Consider the following 17,247-nt stretch of genomic DNA (forward strand, 5'->3'; position numbering starts at 1 on the left):
TAACCACTAACAAAACTCCATACAACAGGTGTGAAAATCTATGCAGCCTTTTTCACTGTTTTATACTTCAATGAGAATAAGTACCACCATATAGCTACTGCCATTACCAGCAGAACAGTACACAGTAAAGATCCTTCAAAGCCAAATTCACCTCCTGTCCATAAGTCATTCCCTGAAATGTATTGCTGCAAAAGATTAGGCGTATCAATGCCACTTACTTCGTATCCAAGTATAGCGCCTTGCATAAAATTCCACCCGAGGTGCAACATGATAGCAAAGGCTAAGTTTCGCGTAAAAATGAAGTTGATACCAAGTAGTACACCTGCGAGAAAAACATTTACAATAGGTAATATACCTGCATTGGGATTGGAAGCATGCACAACTGCAAATAACACAGCAGATATAATCAGTGCAGTGTATTTATTTGCACTTTCCATCAGGTTGTAAAGAATATAACCCCTGAACACAATTTCTTCGCTAAAGGAAACCATCAACATTAGTCCCAACTGGATGAATAAACCAGTGAAGTCTGTACCCACACCGGTATAAACCAATTGATGTGTTACAAGTAAAACGATGGTGCCTATGGCCAATAGCGTGGTGGATGTGAATAATCCCATTGCACCATCTTCTTTATGTTTTTTCCATTCTAATCCCAAAGTAGATAGAGGCTGACGGTCTATATGTTTTTTAGCCAAAACGGTAAGACCTATGAAAGAAGCGGCAACTAAAATATAGGAGATAAAGAACTTGGTATCGTTATCTTCTATTAGCGTGCTTATATATTCAGATGCAAGAAAGCTTACGGAAAAAGCTACCAGCATCAACAAGATGAAGTAGATTATAACGCGTAACCATCCTTGTTTTATAAGTGGAGCCTGCATAATGGTAGATGAATAAGTGTAGGTGTTATAGATTAATTTGCCCCAAAATAAATGATATGTTACAGTCGTACAATTTTACATGTTCCGAAAGGTTCATGCGCTATGTACAGGTAGATACGCAAAGCGATCCGCAGAACATGGATACTCCTTCTTCTGAAAAGCAAAAGGATCTTTCGAAACTGTTAGCCGAAGAATTGCAGGCCATGGGTATAGCCGATGCGCATACTGATGAATATGGTTATGTATATGCTACCATTCCTTCTAACACTGATAAAGATGTTCCTGTGATTTGTTTTTGTAGCCATGTAGATACAGCACCCGATTGTAGCGGAACAGGTGTCAAACCTATTCTTCATAATAATTATAATGGAGAAGATATAGTACTGCCTGCTGATACAACACAGGTTTTGTCTGCCAATGAATTTACTTACCTGAAGGGGCATATAGGACATGATATTATAACTGCAAGTGGCGATACTTTATTGGGTGCTGATGATAAAGCAGGAGTTGCCGAGATCATGGACATGGCCAATTATCTGGTTACACATCCTGAAGTAAAGCATGGCACCATCAAGATATTATTTACACCTGATGAAGAAGTAGGACGTGGAACAGTAAAGCTGGATATGCAAAAGCTGGGTGCAGATTTCGGATATACTCTAGATGGTGGAGAAGAGGGTACACTGGAAGATGAAACTTTTAGTGCTGATGGTGCTGTCATCACTGTACATGGTGTAAGTGCACACCCGGGTTATGCAAAAGGTTACCTGGTTAATGCTTTGAAGATAGCAGGAGAAATTTTAGCATCCTTACCTGCAAAAGAATTCAGCCCTGAAACAACAGAAGGTCGTGAAGGTTTTGTGCACCCTGTTCGCATGGAAGGTCTTGCAGAAAAGGCAACCATAGAATTTATAGTAAGAGATTTTACAAGAGAAGGGTTGAAGGCAAATGCAGAGCGATTGCAAACAATTGCTGAGCAGGTGTTGCAGCGTCATCCAAAAGCAAGGATGGAGTTTAAAGTAACAGAGCAGTACCGAAATATGAAAGAGGTACTTGACCAACATCCACAAGTGGTGGCACATGCAGAAGAAGCATATAGAAGAACAGGGCTAACGGTGCGCAAGCAAAGTATACGCGGTGGCACCGATGGTAGTAAGTTGAGCTTTATGGGGCTTCCTTGTCCGAACTTGTTTACAGGTATGCAAGGCATTCACAGCAAGAAAGAATGGATAGGTGTAAAGGATATGCAGAAGGCAGTAGAGGTACTGGTAAACCTGGTGCAGGTATGGGAGGAAAGGTCTTAAAGTAAAATGTAGTTACTGGTTGTTTTGATCAGGAGGTGACTGAAGGTACTTGCTGTGTATGTACTTTAGAGTTCTGCGTACCAACATAAAACTTGTATAGCCGACCAGGCAACCAGTAACTGCTCCTATAATACCGCCTGCTACAGTGATGGTTGAACTTGATACTTGCAGATCGAGCATTAATGTAAAGAGGCCAAACAGGAAGATGCCTGCTATAGAACCGAATATAGTTCCGCCCGTAAGGAACAAGGTTTTGAAGCCACTGGTAAACGACTTGTTGTACAAACCAACCAAGGCAGAAGTAGAGATCACACCAATACTTACAAAGCCAATTATCAAAGCAACGAGTACAATAAAAACGAGCAGTCCTAACAGAAAGAAACCAGCCATAAAACAAATAGCTGCAGTCCCGAACAATAGCAGGAAGATATTGAATTCGTCATCTGGCTTATAGCCACCTGCATCCAATGCAAGTTGAGTAGTGTCGTAAACATCTAGTTTTTGTACTGCAGTGTCATTACCAAAACTTGTAAGCGCTATACAAGTAATAACGATCAACAGGAGAAGCTTAAGCAGTTTGATGTGCATTGGTTGTTGTTTATAAGCATTGGTAAAGCTGCTATCCTCTTATTGAATGGCCAGCCAATCCTTCGCATTCTTAAAGAGCAGCATCTCTTTTACCCCCGGTTCCAAAGTCATTTCTTCTATCAACTTTCCAGGGTGATGTTCACCAAGAGGAAAAGGATAGTCGCTGCCAAGGCATATTTTGTTATTGCCCATTACATCCAGCAGGTAATGCATTGTTTTAGGATCGTGCACCAGGCTATCAACCCAAAAGTGATCAAGATAGTTGCGTGGAGAAACAGGGTTGTCAACAGCAACAAGATCTGGTCTTACATCGAAGCCATGTTCTATTCTGCCTAGCGTATAGGGGAATGAACCGCCGCCATGTGCAAAGGCAACGCGCAGTTTTGGAAACTTCTCAAACACACCACCAAAGATCATAGAACATATAGCTCTTGTAGTTTCGGCTGGCATACCAACCAGCCATGGCAGCCAGTACTTTTGCATCTGCTCTTCGCCTATCATTTCCCATGGGTGAACAAACAGCGCACAGCCTAGTTTTTCTGCAGCTTCATAGAAAGGAAAGAATGATGGATCACTCAGGTTCTTGCCGTTTATGTTGGAACCGATCTCAAGACCCGGCATCCGTAGCTCCTTCACACACCGCTCCATTTCTTTGATGGCAAGATCAATATCCTGCAAAGGCACAGTGCCGATGCCTATAAAACGATCCGGCTGCCGGTCTACTTCTTCTGCAATATGATCATTGAGAAACCTCGATGTTTCATGTCCATCTTTTGCACTAGCCCAGTAGTTAAACAGAACAGGAATAGTAGAAAGTACTTGCATGGACACACCCGTGGCATCCATATCCTTTACTCTTTCTTCTACTTTGAAACAATTCTGTTCTACAACACGAAACTGTTTTTCTCCCTTCATCATACATGCCTCGCAGTTGCGGTGCTCCAGGTGAATAAACTCGCCATAGCCAAACTTCTTTGTCCAGTTAGGCATATGCTCCGGCATAATGTGGGTGTGAATGTCGATTTTCATAGGGAATGGGAACGCTGATTTTTATTATGGTGATGATGAGTTATGTTACAGAAGAGTGAGTGAACGCAGATTGTTATGGTGGTGATGATTAATCATGGTTTTTCAATGGCGTTGTGTTTTTAATTAGATGTTTCGCTGATGTTCCTGTTGTTTGCACAGACACAATACTCTTCTATGTTCTTGGTGGTAAGTTGTGATACTTATACTGGGCAGAAAAAACCTTTCTTTTGAATTCTGCTTTCTTACCAAAGTTTACCAGGAGACCAACTTCAATATCTGTTGCTTTAAGATAGTTGGTCAATTGTGCTTCATGTTCTTTAGAAAGTGCATCAGCGGCCTTAACCTCTACAATGACCTTGTCATCAACTAATATATCTGCAATATAATGTCCTACAACATGATTCTCATAGTGCACATTGATAGGATGTTGAGCAATTGGATGATGCCCTAGCTTTCCTAATTCTATCAAGAGGCACCTCTCGTACACCTTCTCAAGGAAGCCGTACCCGAGTTTGTTATAAACAGCATAGAATGCCGCAATGATGTTGCTCGTGATTTCACTATGTAAGTAGTTATCGTTCATAAGCATCTTAATCATCTTAATAGATCAGCGTTCAGGAAGACTTTTACTTCTGCTATTGTACCTAATCATATATAAACCCAAACATCATAACAATCTGCCTTCAAGTACCTTCTCCCACCATACCCAAAATCATACTTAACCTTAATCATCATAATAATCTGCGTTCCCCCAAAAAACTACTTCTTCACCGGGGGCTCCATCACACTTCCGCAGTTATTGCATGTCCTGTTTTCTTCTGATGAATAAAAACGCTCCATGATAGGTGGAAGCTGTTTTACAATATCACTTACAAACACATGCTCTTCGTATAGTTTGTTGCCGCAGTTTTCGCAGAACCACATAAAAGCATCTTTCTCATTTTCTTGGTCTTCGCGGATCTTTTCTATCACCAATCCAACCGTATTAGCCGGGCGCTGTGGTGAATGCGGCGTCTTAGGTGGAAGCAGGAACATATCACCTTCATTGATGGGGATGGTACGTGGCTTACCATCATCTATGATTTTCAGTTCTATGTTTCCTTCCACCTGGTAGTACAGCTCCTCGCTTTTATTATAGTGGTAATCCTTTCTTGCATTGGGGCCGCCAACTACCATAACAATGAAGTTCTCTGCTTCTTTATATATGCATTGATTACCTACCGGGGGCTTCAGAAGGTCACGATGTTCATCGATCCATTTTTTAAGATTGAAAGGAGATGCAACTGGCATAAGCAATAATTTTTGTGAAGTGATGTGGTTACAAAAACAGAAACAAAATACAGTAAAACTGACTAAGTTTGACAGCATATGAATCTATCTCTTGAAGGAAAGAACGCGCTTATCTGTGGCAGCAGCCAGGGCATTGGATTAGCGATAGCAACGGAGTTAGCATTGATGGGTGCTAACTGTACTTTATTTGCCCGCAATACTACAAGCCTGCAAGAAGCTGTACTACATCTTGATAATACGCTTCAACAGGAGCATGATACATTGGTTGCTGATTTTTCAAAACCAGATGAAGTGAAGCAGGTAATTGAGCAGTATGTAAAAGATAAGCCTGTTCATATTCTCATCAATAATACGGGGGGGCCGGCAGCAGGTCCCATAGTTGATGCAGGTGAAGAACAATTTCTTGCCGCTTTTAATCAACATCTTATTTGCAATCATATCCTCACGCAAGCTGTTGTATCATCTATGAAAGCTGCTGGTTATGGACGTATCATTAACATCATATCAACATCCGTAAAAGTTCCTTTGAAAAATCTTGGTGTTTCAAATACCATCCGAGGCGCTGTGGCTTCATGGGCCAAGACAATGAGTAATGAACTTGCAGAATTTGGTATCACTGTGAACAATGTTCTTCCTGGTGCTACTAAGACGCAAAGGCTGAGTAGTATCATCAACAATAACGCAAACAAGCAGCAAAAGGAGATAGAACAGGTAGAGCTGGAAATGCAAAAAGAAATTCCGGCTAAACGTTTTGGAGAACCCGGAGAGATAGCTGCCGTGGCTGCATTTTTAGCAACGCCTGCTGCTGCTTATGTCAACGGAACCAGCATACCTGTAGATGGCGGTAGGACAGGAGCAATTTGAGGAGCAGGATGCTTGATGCTGGAAAAAGAATACTAGATGCTGGATTACCTCTACGCAACCTGTATCAGGATTTTTCAACAGAATCATTTATCAAAGTTTGATCACCTCAATCTAAATTCCGCAATCAAAAATCATAAATCAAAAATGGATCTTGCCATACCATATCATCTTGAGAATTACATCGACGGAGCTTTAGCTCCACCGTCTAATGGTAAGTTCATTGAGAACATTAATCCAGCTACAGCTGAAGTTTTTTCTCATACACCTGATAGTGATGATACAGATATAGAACTGGCCGTGAGTGCAGCAAAGAAAGCATTTGCATCTTGGTCTGTTACGCCAGTAGAAGAGCGATTTAAAGTGCTTAATAAAATAGCAGAATTGATAGATGCTAATCTTGAGACACTGGCACTAGCAGAAACAACAGACAATGGTAAACCGCTTTGGTTGAGTAAGCGTGTGGATATTCCAAGAGCATCTTCAAATTTCCGCTTCTTTGCAACAGGCATTTTGCACTTTAGCACCGAAAGCCATAATATGGAGGACAAGGTGATCAACTATACCCTGCGGCAGCCTGTTGGTATAGTTGGATGCATAAGCCCATGGAACCTGCCGCTTTATTTATTTACATGGAAAATAGCACCTGCAATTGCAGCAGGTAATTGTGTGATAGCAAAGCCTTCAGAGGTTACACCTGTTACAGCATATTTGCTCAGTAAAATTTGCATAGAAGCAGGACTTCCTGCCGGAGTGTTGAATATTGTGCATGGTACTGGTCCAGGTGCCGGCGAAGCAATAGTAAAACATCCAGCAATCAAGGCCATTTCATTTACAGGTAGTACACGCGCTGGTGAAAGAATAGCATCACTTGCTGCACCGAAATTTAAGAAGCTTTCGCTAGAGCTCGGCGGCAAAAACCCCAACATCATTTTTGCTGATTGTGACTGGAAAAAGATGATGGACACCACACTGCGTTCATCATTTGCAAACCAGGGACAGATCTGCTTGTGCGGCAGCCGCATACTAGTGGAAGAGTTTATCTATGAAAAATTCAAAGCTGAGTTTGTAGAACGGACGCAACAACTTACAGTAGGTGATCCAATGGATCCGTCCTCTAAACAAGGCGCTATTGTGAGCAAGGTTCATTTTGAAAAAGTGATGAAATGTATAGAGACCGCTAAGGAAGAGGGCGGTACGATATTGTGTGGCGGTAATGCCGTACGGCCAGAGGGACGCTGTGCAAATGGATATTTTATTGAACCAACAATCATAGAAGGATTAGGTCCTGCATGCAATACTAATGTGGAAGAGATCTTCGGACCTGTTGTTACGCTTCAATCGTTCAGGAATGAAGAAGAAGCGCTGCAGTTAGCCAATGAATGTAACTACGGCCTTGCAGCCACTATCTGGACACAGGATATATCCAAAGCCAATCGTGTAGCCGCCAAAGTAGAAGCAGGCATCATTTGGGTAAACTGCTGGCTGGTACGCGACCTTCGCACCCCATTCGGCGGAATGAAAAATAGTGGCGTAGGACGAGAAGGCGGATGGGAAGCTTTACGATTTTTTACAGAGGCAAAAAATGTGTGCGTGGAAATATAAATAGAACGCAGATCATTAAGATTTTGCTGATCTGCGCTAAGTACATCAGTTTAGTTTATTTAGATCCAACCGATCTTAATTATCATAAAAATCAGCGTTCAAAATGGAGATGATCAACACTGAGAATGCAGCTAAACCCCTCGGTGCTTATCCACATGCGCGGAGAGTGGGCAACCTGTTGTTTCTATCAGGAATAGGACCTCGTTCTGCAGTAGATAATTCTATTCCTGGCTTAGAGCAAGATGCAGAAGGAAACATTATAGCATACGATATAGCAGCAGAATGTCATTCGGTATTTGCTAATGTAAAAGCAGTGCTGGAAGCAAGTGGAAGTAGTTGGGATAAGATGGTGGATGTAACGGTTTTTCTTACCAACATGAAAAAAGACTTCCCGATCTATAACAAGATCTATGGTGAGTACTTCAGCAATGTGCAGGCATGCAGGACAACGGTAGAAGTAATTAGCCTTCCAACACCTATAGCAATAGAATTGAAAGTAATTGCTACTATTGATTAACACTTGGCGCATCTTCGTGCCTTAGCGCCTTAGCGGCAATACAAAAATGGAAAATACATTACAATACGCTCAGCAGCTCGACCAACAAGATCCTTTGAAAGAATACAGGAATAGGTTCCATATTCCACAACGTAACGGACAGGATGCTGTTTACCTAACTGGTAATTCTCTTGGACTTCAACCGAAAGCGACAAAAGGTTATATACAACAAGAACTGGATGATTGGGCACAGCTTGGTGTAGAGGGACATGTGCATGGAAAGAACCCATGGGTATCTTACCACGAATTGTTCCCGCAGCAACTAAGCAAGATCGTTGGTTGTTTACCAACAGAAGTGGTGGCTATGAACCAGCTTAGTGTAAATCTTCACCTGCTGATGGTGAGTTTTTACAGACCGACAAAACATCGTTACAAGATCATTTGCGAAGCAAAGGCATTTCCTTCTGATCAATATGCCTTGCAGTCACAGGTAGCATTTCATGGTTACGAGCCTGCAGACGCCATAGTGGAAGTGTCTCCTCGTGAAGGTGAATACACCATACGTCATGAAGATATTTTGTCTGCCATTGAGCAGCATAAGAATGAGCTGGCATTGGTGTTATTTGGTGGCGTAAATTATTACACTGGTCAAGCGTTTGACATGAAGGCAATAACAGCTGCGGCACACGATGCTGGTGCAGTTGCCGGTTTTGATCTAGCACATGCAGCAGGTAACATTCCCATGCAACTGCACGATTGGGAGGTGGATTTTGCTTGCTGGTGTTCCTACAAATACCTGAACAGTAGCCCTGGTGGCGTGGCAGGTGTTTTTATACATAACAAGCATCACAAAGACAAGTCACTGCCACGCTTTGCTGGTTGGTGGGGGCACAATAAAGAAAGCCGTTTTAAAATGGGCTCATCATTTGAACCGATACCTACTGCAGAAGGATGGCAATTGAGCAATGTGCCTGTTCTTACCATGGCTGCGCACAAAGCATCGTTGGATGTTTTTGAAGAAGCAGGCTTTGAAAATCTAGTTACAAAGAGCAGGCAACTGAGCAGCTACCTGTTGTTTGTTTTAGATGAAATAAATGCAACGCAAACACAACAGGTGACACAGGTGATCACACCACGAGGAGAGGCGGAGAAAGGTTGCCAGGTTAGTATGTTGATGCTGGAAAGAGGAAGAGAGATATTCGATGAACTGATAAATCAAGGAGTGATAGCTGACTGGCGAGAGCCAAATGTCATCAGGATAGCGCCGGTTCCTTTGTACAATTCATTTGAAGATGTATGGCAATTTGGAGATATCATTAAAAAGATATTGAGTTAGGAGGGACTAGCTTTTCATTCTTTCACTGAAGTAAAAAACTTAATAAGCGTATTGCATGTCAGACAAAAAAGTAGTTATTGTTGGAGCCGGACTTGTGGGCTCATTACTCAGCATTTTTTTAGCTAAACGCGGCCACGAGGTAAAGATCTATGAGCGCAGGGAAGACATGCGATCACAAGTTGTAGAGGCAGGACGATCCATCAATCTTGCGCTAAGCGACAGGGGGATAAAAGCATTGGAAGCAGTAGGCATAGCAGAAGAGGTTATGCAGATAGCAATACCTATGCGCGGAAGAATGATTCATCATGCTGATGGAAATAAAGTCTTTCAGCCTTATGGTAAAGAAGGACAAGCTATCAATTCGGTGTCGCGCAGCGAGCTGAATAAAAAGCTGATGGACATAGCAGAGCAGAATAATGTTGAGATCATCTTCCGAAAGAAATGTTCAACTATCAACTGGGAGAAGAATGAGGTAGTATTTGATGACACAACCACGCTCAATCAGGATTTTGAATATCCAAATCTTATCATAGGTGCGGATGGTGCTTATTCAGCGGCAAGGTTGCAGCATATGTTGTCGCATCCTATGTTTGAGTATCACCAGTATTACATTGATTGTGGTTATAAAGAACTGGCTATTCCTGCTGGTCTTAACGGTGAATACCTGTTAGATAAAGAGGCGTTGCATATTTGGCCACGGAAAGATTATATGTTGATAGCCTTGCCAAACCTTGATGGCAGTTTTACAGGCACGCTGTTCTTTCCATTTAAAGGAGACACATCTTTTGAAAAGCTTGACACAGAGGAAAAGGTGAATGAATTTTTTAAACAGGATTTTCCGGATGTGGTGGAACTGATACCAGACCTGGCAGAACAGTTCTTCAAAAACCCAACATCTTCATTGGTTACAGTAAAATGTTTCCCTTGGGTGCGCGACGATAAGTTTGCTTTAATAGGAGATGCGGCACATGCTATTGTTCCATTCTTTGGACAAGGCATGAATGCTGGTTTCGAAGATTGTGTTGTACTGAATCAACTGATGGACAAGCACGGTGATGACTGGGTTTCATTACTGCAAGAATTTCAAACACAACGTAAGCCTGATGCTGATGCAATAGCCGATATGGCTGTAAATAATTTTATTGAAATGCGGGAGAAGACCGCTGATCCAAAGTTCCTGTTGCAAAAGAAAATAGAAGCACGCTTACACGACAGGCATCCTGATAAATGGATACCAGCTTATTCACAGGTCACGTTCTCACCGCACATTCGTTATTCAGAAGCACTTTCAAGAGGAATGAAACAAGAGGCTATTATGCAAGAGGTAATGCAACTGGATAACCTTGCTGAAAAATGGGACAGCGATGAAGTTGAGTGGATGATTTTGGAGAAGCTTTAAGGATAAGAACTAAGCTTTTTAATCATTTCATCAACCGTTTATCTTCGCGCTTATGAACCGCCAACAACTCATTCAAGAAATTTATTCTAAAGGTTCCTACCTCTGCGTAGGGCTGGATACAGATGTTACCAAACTTCCTTTACATCTGCAGTCGCATCCTCATGGAGTATTTGAATTCAACAAACAGATCATTGATGCTACCAAAGATCATTGCGTAAGTTATAAGATCAATACTGCATTTTTTGAAGCAATGGGAGTGAAAGGCTGGGAGGTGCTGCAGCGTACGGTTGAATATATTCCTGCTACACATTTCACCATTGCCGATGCCAAGCGCGGTGATATAGGTAATACATCTGCACAATATGCAAAAACCTTCTTCGAGGTGTATGGCTTCGACGCAGTGACCGTTGCGCCTTATATGGGTGAAGATAGTATCCGTCCTTTCCTGGAGTATGAAGACAAGGTGACGATTGTGCTAGGTCTTACTTCTAACAAAGGCAGTGAAGATTTTGAGCAACTGCTTATTCATAAGGAGCATGATCCATTGTTCGATGCCTCACATCTTGTGCAGGGACCGGCACATGAATTCTTGTATGAAAGGGTTTTGAAAACAGTAGCATCATGGGGTTCAGTAGATAATTTGATGTTTGTAGTGGGCGCTACCAAAGTTGATCAGCTGGAGCACATACGCAATATGCTGCCCGAGCATTTCTTCCTGGTGCCTGGCGTGGGTGCACAGGGTGGAAGCCTGGAGGAAGTATCTAAGGTTGGTTTGAATAAAGATGCAGGCCTACTGGTAAATGCAAGCCGCGCTGTTATATATGCTTCAGGGGGAGAAGATTTTGCAGAAGCAGCACAGCGGGTAGCAAAGGAATATTCAGTGGAGATGAAACAGCAACTAGAAGTGAGGTTGTGAGTTAAGGGCTTATAACGATGTGTTTCTGGTTTGTGGTTCCTGGTTCAGAAATTTCGGTTCTATTACCTAAATAACTAAGCCGCAAATAATCATTGTTTGCTAGCAGCAATCAGAAACTAAAAACAATAAACCATAAACTATTTTTCCCGCTTATGTCAAATCACATCCACTCTTACCTGGCTTTAGGAGACTCTTATACAATAGGTGAAAGCCTTCCTATTTTCGAGTCGTTCCCGTACCAGGTGGTGCAGATGCTTCGAAAGAAAAACATGCTTTTTCATGCTGCGGAAATTGTTGCAAAAACCGGATGGACAACTTTTGAGTTGGCAGAGCACCTGATACACACGCAGCTAAACCAGCAATACGATTTTGTAACGCTGTTAATTGGAGTCAACAACCAGTACAGGGGCTTATCAGCGAAAGATTATGAAGCAGATTTTGAGTTCCTGCTAAAAAAGGCTGTACACTTAGCTGGTGATAAAGCAGATCATGTAATTGTGTTATCTATTCCTGATTGGGGAGCAACTCCTTTTGCAGAAGGTCGAGATAAAGAAAAAATAGCTTCTGAGATTGATGCATTCAACAGCATCAATGAGCGCATATCAAAGTTGTATAGCTGCCAATATATCAACATTACTCCAGGTACACGCGAAGCAGCAAATGATGCATCATTGGTAGCTGCTGATAAACTACATCCTTCTGCAAAAGAATATGAACGGTGGGCAGCGCAGGTGGCAGAGGTGGTGGAGGGAAGGTTGGTTTATAAGTTGATTAGTTGATAGGTTGAATGGGTGAATGGTTGATAAGTTGAAAGGTTGATACGTTGAATGGTTGATTAGTTGATAAGAATGATGTCAAGTTATTCATCAGCATCCAGCTGTTCCATAACCTTAACCTTTAAACATCAAACCTTAAACCTCATCCTACTTGAACACGCTGTTCTTGGCGGTCCACCATGGATGTATTTCGTAGTCTAACCTACCTGCGGCGATAGCAGGATCTTTCTTCAAAAGTTGTTCTACTTCCTCTTTTGTATCTGCATCTATGATGAAGATACCGCGCCAGTTACCATCGTCTCCGAATGGTCCTGCCACCAATAGTTTTCCTGCTTTGGCCATGCTGTCCATATTAGCCATATGGCCGCGTTGCAGTTGATTGATAACTGCTGTATCTGTTATCTCGCTGCGGCGTGCACCTTTCACTAGCATTACAAAATAGTATTGCTTCATGGTGTACTCACCTGCTTTAAATTCTTTAACTGGTTTTGCCTTGGCTGTATCTTGTTTAGCTTGAGAAAAAACAAATGCAGGAGCAAGAAGTAGAAACAGGATTACAAGTTTTTTCATTGTTAGAAGGTTGTGTAAGAAAAGTACAACATTTAGTTGGTGTGATGTAGTGCTGGGTTATTTTTGCCCGGATCTTTTGAATGTCATTGACACAGGGTAGAAAAGTAAACCGGAGGTGTTATTACGTTCAAAAACAATTGTGGGTGGAAATAGCTGAATGAAGTGGTACAAGTACAAGTGTGCGACGCAACGATGCTGAAGCAAGCACTGCTGTCGACTACCATATTTCTACCTTGTCAAGTAACTCTTCTAAAAATAAAACAAACGATATGGCTGCCAGAACTGATCAATTTCAATCTCCTGATTATTATCTACTAGATGAACTGCTTACTGAAGAGCAACGCATGGTGCGTGAAAGTGTGCGCAACTACGTGAAGAAGGAGATCTCACCAATCATTGAAGACTATGCGCAAAGGGCGGAGTTCCCTGAGCAGATAGTAAAGCAGATGGGAGAGATTGGTGTGTTTGGACCGACCATACCTGTGGAGTATGGCGGCGGTGGTATGGATTACATTAGCTATGGCCTGATGATGCAGGAGCTGGAGCGTGGTGATAGTGGTGTACGTAGCACTGCATCTGTACAGGGATCGCTGGTGATGTACCCGATATATGCGTATGGCAGCGAAGAGCAAAAGATGAAGTACCTGCCAAAACTGGGAAGTGGCGAATGGTTGGGATGCTTCGGACTGACCGAGCCTGATCATGGGAGTAATCCTGCCGGCATGTTGAGCAACATTAAAGATGCAGGTGATCATTATATATTGAACGGAGCTAAGATGTGGATCAGCAATGCGCCTTATGCGCAGGTGGCTGTAGTGTGGGCAAAGGATGAAGCGGGTGATATTCGTGGAATGATACTGGAGCGTGGATGGGAAGGTTTCAGCACACCCACTACGCATGGTAAATGGAGCCTTCGTGCCAGCGCTACAGGCGAGTTGGTGTTTGATAATGTGAAGGTGCCTAAGGAGAATGTGTTCCCAAATGTAAAGGGACTGAAAGGGCCGCTTGGTTGCCTGAGTAAAGCACGCTATGGTATATCGTGGGGCGCATTGGGTGCAGCAATGGACTGCTATGATACTGCGCTACGTTATAGTAAAGAGCGTGTGCAGTTTGATCGACCGATAGGCGGGTTTCAATTGCAGCAAAAGAAGCTGGCAGAAATGATAACTGAGATAACCAAAGCGCAGCTGATGGTATGGAGACTTGGTACATTGATGAACGAAGGAAGAGCTACACCGCAGCAGATCTCGATGGCGAAGCGCAACAGCTGCGAAATAGCTACTAACATAGCCCGCGATGCAAGGCAGATGCTGGGCGGCATGGGCATCACAGGCGAGTACAGCATCATGCGCCATATGATGAACCTGGAAAGCGTGATAACTTATGAAGGAACGCACGATGTACACCTGCTTATTACAGGCATGGATGTAACAGGATTAAATGCGTTCAAATAAGGTTTATTTTTCAACACATAGTGACATAGGAGGTTAGGGAACAGTAGGGAAATCATTTGCTATGCGTTCTACTGTTTCTATAATCCTATGTGTTCCAATTCTTGTTCAACACATAGAGACATAGGAGGATAGGGAACAATAGGCAAAACAATTTGTATGTGTTCTACTGTTTCTATTATCCTATGTGTTCAACTTTTCGTTCAATACATAGTGACATAGGAGGTTAGGGAACAATAGGCAAATCAATCTGTATGCGTTCTACTGTTTCTATGATCCTATGTGTTCCAATTCTTGTTCAACACATAGAGACATAGGAGGATAGGGAACAATAGGCAAAACAATTTGTATGTGTTCTACTGTTTCTATTATCCTATGTGTTCAACTTTTCGTTCAATACATAGTGACATAGGAGGTTAGGGAACAATAGGCAAATCAATCTGTATGCGTTCTACTGTTTCTATGATCCTATGTGTTCCAATTCTTGTTCAATACATAGAGACATAGGAGGATAGGGAACAGTAGGTCTTCAATGACCTGTTTCAATTGATTATTTATGGTGGATTTGGAAAGTGTTTCTACCATGATTTCTATATGTTCTATTGTCTCTATGTCTCTATGTGTTCACAAAGTTGTTCAACAAAGAAGCTGCATCATTATGAAATCAGAAGTTTGATTTTTATCTTGATTCATAAATATTTCTCTTGCTTACACAGAAGATCATTGATGACTTAAGCTACAAGGTGATTGGTTGTGCTATTGAGGTACAGAAATCACTTGGTGCAGGATTGTTAGAATCCGTTTACACTACTTGCCTAAGACATGAACTTACTTTGAAAGGACTACACTTCCGTTCCGAAGTGTGGGTGCCTATAAAGTACAAGGGCATTGATCTCGATGCTCAGCTACGCCTTGATCTGCTTGTGGAGGATCTGCTTGTGGTGGAAATAAAGGCTGTAGAAAACCTACTGAACATTCACGAAGCACAGGTTTTGACTTATATGAAGTTGCTGAAAAAGCCGAAAGGAATCCTGCTGAATTTCTGCTCAACAAACATTTTTAATCATGGCCAAAAAACATTTGTAAATGATTATTATGCTGCTTTACCTGATAAATAATTATCCTATGTTTTCTTGAAAATATCTGTGTATCTATGTGGCTAAAATCAAAACAACATGAAGCTTTTTTTAATAGGCATGCCTGGTTCTGGCAAGACTTACGCTGCTGAAATATTGAAGAAAAAACTGAAGATACCTGCTTACGACCTGGATAGCCTGGTGGAGATGATGGAAGAAAAAACCATCACTGAAATATTTGAAGAAGGTGGAGAAGAGGCCTTCAGAAAAGTGGAAGCTAAAATGTTGCGCTTATTCAAAGAGAAGAAGAAATTCATTCTAAGCACTGGTGGAGGAACTCCTTGTTTTCATAGCAACATAGACTGGATGAACAAAGAAGGCCAGACCGTTTGGATAGATGAACCAGTAGAGGTTTTGGCAGAAAGACTTTCAAAAGAGTTGGATCAGCGCCCGTTGCTGAAGGGCAAGAATGAAACTGAACTACGTAACTATCTTGAGCAAACACTGGAAGATAGAAAGCCGTACTACGAGCAAGCTTCGCAAAAAGTATCATCTAAAGAATTGGAAGGATCTGGTTATAAAAAATTAGTAGCTGAATATGCATAGCACGTTCATTAAACTGGCAGCTATACTAGGTGCACTTGCTGTTGCCTTAGGTGCTTTTGGTGCCCATGCTTTAAAACAGCGTGCATCTGAATATGCATTGGACATTTTTGAAACAGGTGTACGTTACCAGTTCTATCATGTGATCGCGTTGCTGGCTGCCGGTATTTTGTTTAGAGAGTTTGGCAACAAGTGGATGATGTATTCAGGATGGCTATTCGTGATAGGCATGTTGTTGTTTAGCGGAAGCCTGTACTTGCTCACGTATATCAAGATAATCGACAAGCCCTCGCTTAATTGGATAGGAGCTATAACACCATTAGGTGGAGTGGCTTTTATAGCTGGATGGATATGTTTGTTGATTGGTGTGGGAACAAAATAATTGCCTGTTTAAGTAGTTTCTTCCTGGTTAATTTGAAACATTAACAACATGTGTTGGCATAGTATTATAACTACTGCCAGCAAAATAGTTGAATGAAAAGATTGATCACATTAGGAGCTTTGGTATTTGCCATTGCCTGCCAACAACAAACCACTAGTGAGACAACTACAGCAGAAGGTGCACCAGATACAGCAGCCAGGAAAGTACCGGATATAAGGCTTGAGTTGTTCATCAGCGAGAGAAAAGTGCATGTATTACGCGGTTCAGATACGCTTCGTAGTTATCCTATAGCAGTTGGTAAATCAACACATCCTACACCAACAGGAGAATTTAAGATCCACCAGATTGACTGGAACCCTGACTGGACACCACCAGATAGTGACTGGAGCAAGGATGAAGATTATACACCGCCGGGTCACAAGGATAATCCAAGGGACGTGTGCGCATCATTTACCAGTCGCCTTATTCCTTGCATGGTACTAAAGACATCAATTCATTAGACGAAGCAGAATCACATGGTTCGGTACGGATGGCTAATAATGATATCATTGAATTGGGAAGATTGATAATGGATGAAACAGGAGAGAGTAGACCTGCTGAATGGTATGACAGAGTACTGCGTGATTCAACAAAAATGGAAACCATCAAGCTCAGGGACTCTATCCCGTTGATAAATAGAAA

Annotated in this window: 19 protein-coding genes; 13 read left to right on the forward strand and 6 right to left on the reverse strand. The window is 42.0% G+C overall.

From position 1 onward, the window contains the following. Positions 1 to 38: 38 nt before the first annotated feature. Complete coding sequence (locus tag J4N22_RS05415; protein WP_207492675.1) at positions 39 to 884, reverse strand: CPBP family intramembrane glutamic endopeptidase; 846 nt, start codon at positions 882 to 884, stop codon at positions 39 to 41. A gap of 56 nt (positions 885 to 940) precedes the next feature. On the opposite strand from J4N22_RS05415, the gene pepT reads away from it, so the two are divergent. Continuing rightward, positions 941 to 2,188, forward strand: coding sequence for a peptidase T (pepT, locus tag J4N22_RS05420; RefSeq protein ID WP_207492676.1), 1,248 nt, complete (start codon positions 941 to 943; stop codon positions 2,186 to 2,188). A gap of 12 nt (positions 2,189 to 2,200) precedes the next feature. Here pepT and J4N22_RS05425 read toward each other — a convergent pair whose 3' ends face one another. The 4 genes from J4N22_RS05425 to J4N22_RS05440 form a co-directional block, all read right to left on the reverse strand. Beyond that, positions 2,201 to 2,776 (reverse strand): hypothetical protein, encoded by a 576-nt coding sequence (locus J4N22_RS05425; RefSeq protein ID WP_207492677.1) that lies wholly within the window; start codon positions 2,774 to 2,776, stop codon positions 2,201 to 2,203. Between the two features lie 39 nt (positions 2,777 to 2,815). Beyond that, positions 2,816 to 3,805 (reverse strand): amidohydrolase family protein, encoded by a 990-nt coding sequence (locus tag J4N22_RS05430; protein ID WP_207492678.1) that lies wholly within the window; start codon positions 3,803 to 3,805, stop codon positions 2,816 to 2,818. A gap of 172 nt (positions 3,806 to 3,977) precedes the next feature. Further along, a complete protein-coding gene (locus J4N22_RS05435) occupies positions 3,978 to 4,388 on the reverse strand; it encodes a GxxExxY protein (protein WP_207492679.1) in 411 nt (136 codons plus the stop codon). A 176-nt stretch (positions 4,389 to 4,564) separates the two neighbouring features. Beyond that, positions 4,565 to 5,095 carry a 3-hydroxyanthranilate 3,4-dioxygenase gene (locus J4N22_RS05440; protein WP_207492680.1) on the reverse strand — a complete coding sequence of 177 codons (531 nt, stop codon included), beginning with the start codon at positions 5,093 to 5,095 and terminating at the stop codon, positions 4,565 to 4,567. 78 nt (positions 5,096 to 5,173) lie between these two features. Between J4N22_RS05440 and J4N22_RS05445 the strand changes: the two genes are divergently transcribed. The 7 genes from J4N22_RS05445 (at position 5,174) to J4N22_RS05475 (ending at position 12,487) form a co-directional block, all read left to right on the forward strand. Beyond that, entirely contained in the window at positions 5,174 to 5,959 is a 786-nt protein-coding gene (locus J4N22_RS05445) for an SDR family oxidoreductase (RefSeq protein WP_207492681.1), read from the forward strand. A 144-nt stretch (positions 5,960 to 6,103) separates the two neighbouring features. Further along, complete coding sequence (locus tag J4N22_RS05450; protein WP_207492682.1) at positions 6,104 to 7,561, forward strand: aldehyde dehydrogenase; 1,458 nt, start codon at positions 6,104 to 6,106, stop codon at positions 7,559 to 7,561. A gap of 103 nt (positions 7,562 to 7,664) precedes the next feature. Then, positions 7,665 to 8,078 carry a RidA family protein gene (locus tag J4N22_RS05455; protein WP_207492683.1) on the forward strand — a complete coding sequence of 138 codons (414 nt, stop codon included), beginning with the start codon at positions 7,665 to 7,667 and terminating at the stop codon, positions 8,076 to 8,078. Positions 8,079 to 8,124: 46 nt separating this feature from the next. Continuing rightward, positions 8,125 to 9,393, forward strand: coding sequence for a kynureninase (kynU, locus tag J4N22_RS05460; RefSeq protein WP_207492684.1), 1,269 nt, complete (start codon positions 8,125 to 8,127; stop codon positions 9,391 to 9,393). A 55-nt stretch (positions 9,394 to 9,448) separates the two neighbouring features. After that, positions 9,449 to 10,792 carry an FAD-dependent oxidoreductase gene (locus tag J4N22_RS05465; RefSeq protein ID WP_207492685.1) on the forward strand — a complete coding sequence of 448 codons (1,344 nt, stop codon included), beginning with the start codon at positions 9,449 to 9,451 and terminating at the stop codon, positions 10,790 to 10,792. 52 nt (positions 10,793 to 10,844) lie between these two features. Next, positions 10,845 to 11,708, forward strand: coding sequence for an orotidine-5'-phosphate decarboxylase (pyrF, locus tag J4N22_RS05470; protein ID WP_207492686.1), 864 nt, complete (start codon positions 10,845 to 10,847; stop codon positions 11,706 to 11,708). A gap of 152 nt (positions 11,709 to 11,860) precedes the next feature. Further along, complete coding sequence (locus J4N22_RS05475; protein ID WP_207492687.1) at positions 11,861 to 12,487, forward strand: SGNH/GDSL hydrolase family protein; 627 nt, start codon at positions 11,861 to 11,863, stop codon at positions 12,485 to 12,487. A gap of 144 nt (positions 12,488 to 12,631) precedes the next feature. On the opposite strand, the gene J4N22_RS05480 is transcribed toward J4N22_RS05475, so the two are convergent. Continuing rightward, entirely contained in the window at positions 12,632 to 13,054 is a 423-nt protein-coding gene (locus J4N22_RS05480) for a YciI family protein (protein WP_207492688.1), read from the reverse strand. A gap of 269 nt (positions 13,055 to 13,323) precedes the next feature. Here J4N22_RS05480 and J4N22_RS05485 point away from each other — a divergent pair, with 269 nt between their 5' ends. The 5 genes from J4N22_RS05485 to J4N22_RS05505 all read left to right on the forward strand — a co-directional run bounded on the left by J4N22_RS05485 (position 13,324) and on the right by J4N22_RS05505 (position 17,066). Then, positions 13,324 to 14,508: an acyl-CoA dehydrogenase family protein gene (locus tag J4N22_RS05485; RefSeq protein ID WP_207492689.1), complete on the forward strand. Its 1,185-nt coding sequence runs from the start codon at positions 13,324 to 13,326 to the stop codon at positions 14,506 to 14,508. Positions 14,509 to 15,209: 701 nt separating this feature from the next. Then, positions 15,210 to 15,623, forward strand: coding sequence for a GxxExxY protein (locus tag J4N22_RS05490; RefSeq protein WP_207492690.1), 414 nt, complete (start codon positions 15,210 to 15,212; stop codon positions 15,621 to 15,623). A 57-nt stretch (positions 15,624 to 15,680) separates the two neighbouring features. Further along, positions 15,681 to 16,187 carry a shikimate kinase gene (locus J4N22_RS05495; protein ID WP_207492691.1) on the forward strand — a complete coding sequence of 169 codons (507 nt, stop codon included), beginning with the start codon at positions 15,681 to 15,683 and terminating at the stop codon, positions 16,185 to 16,187. Then, a complete protein-coding gene (locus J4N22_RS05500) occupies positions 16,180 to 16,566 on the forward strand; it encodes a DUF423 domain-containing protein (protein ID WP_207492692.1) in 387 nt (128 codons plus the stop codon). The genes J4N22_RS05495 and J4N22_RS05500 overlap by 8 nt, the downstream gene beginning before the upstream one ends. A gap of 92 nt (positions 16,567 to 16,658) precedes the next feature. Next, complete coding sequence (locus J4N22_RS05505; RefSeq protein WP_207492693.1) at positions 16,659 to 17,066, forward strand: L,D-transpeptidase; 408 nt, start codon at positions 16,659 to 16,661, stop codon at positions 17,064 to 17,066. The last annotated feature ends 181 nt before the right edge of the window (positions 17,067 to 17,247 follow it).

Source organism: Aridibaculum aurantiacum (assembly GCF_017355875.1).
GTDB lineage: Bacteria > Bacteroidota > Bacteroidia > Chitinophagales > Chitinophagaceae > Segetibacter > Segetibacter aurantiacus.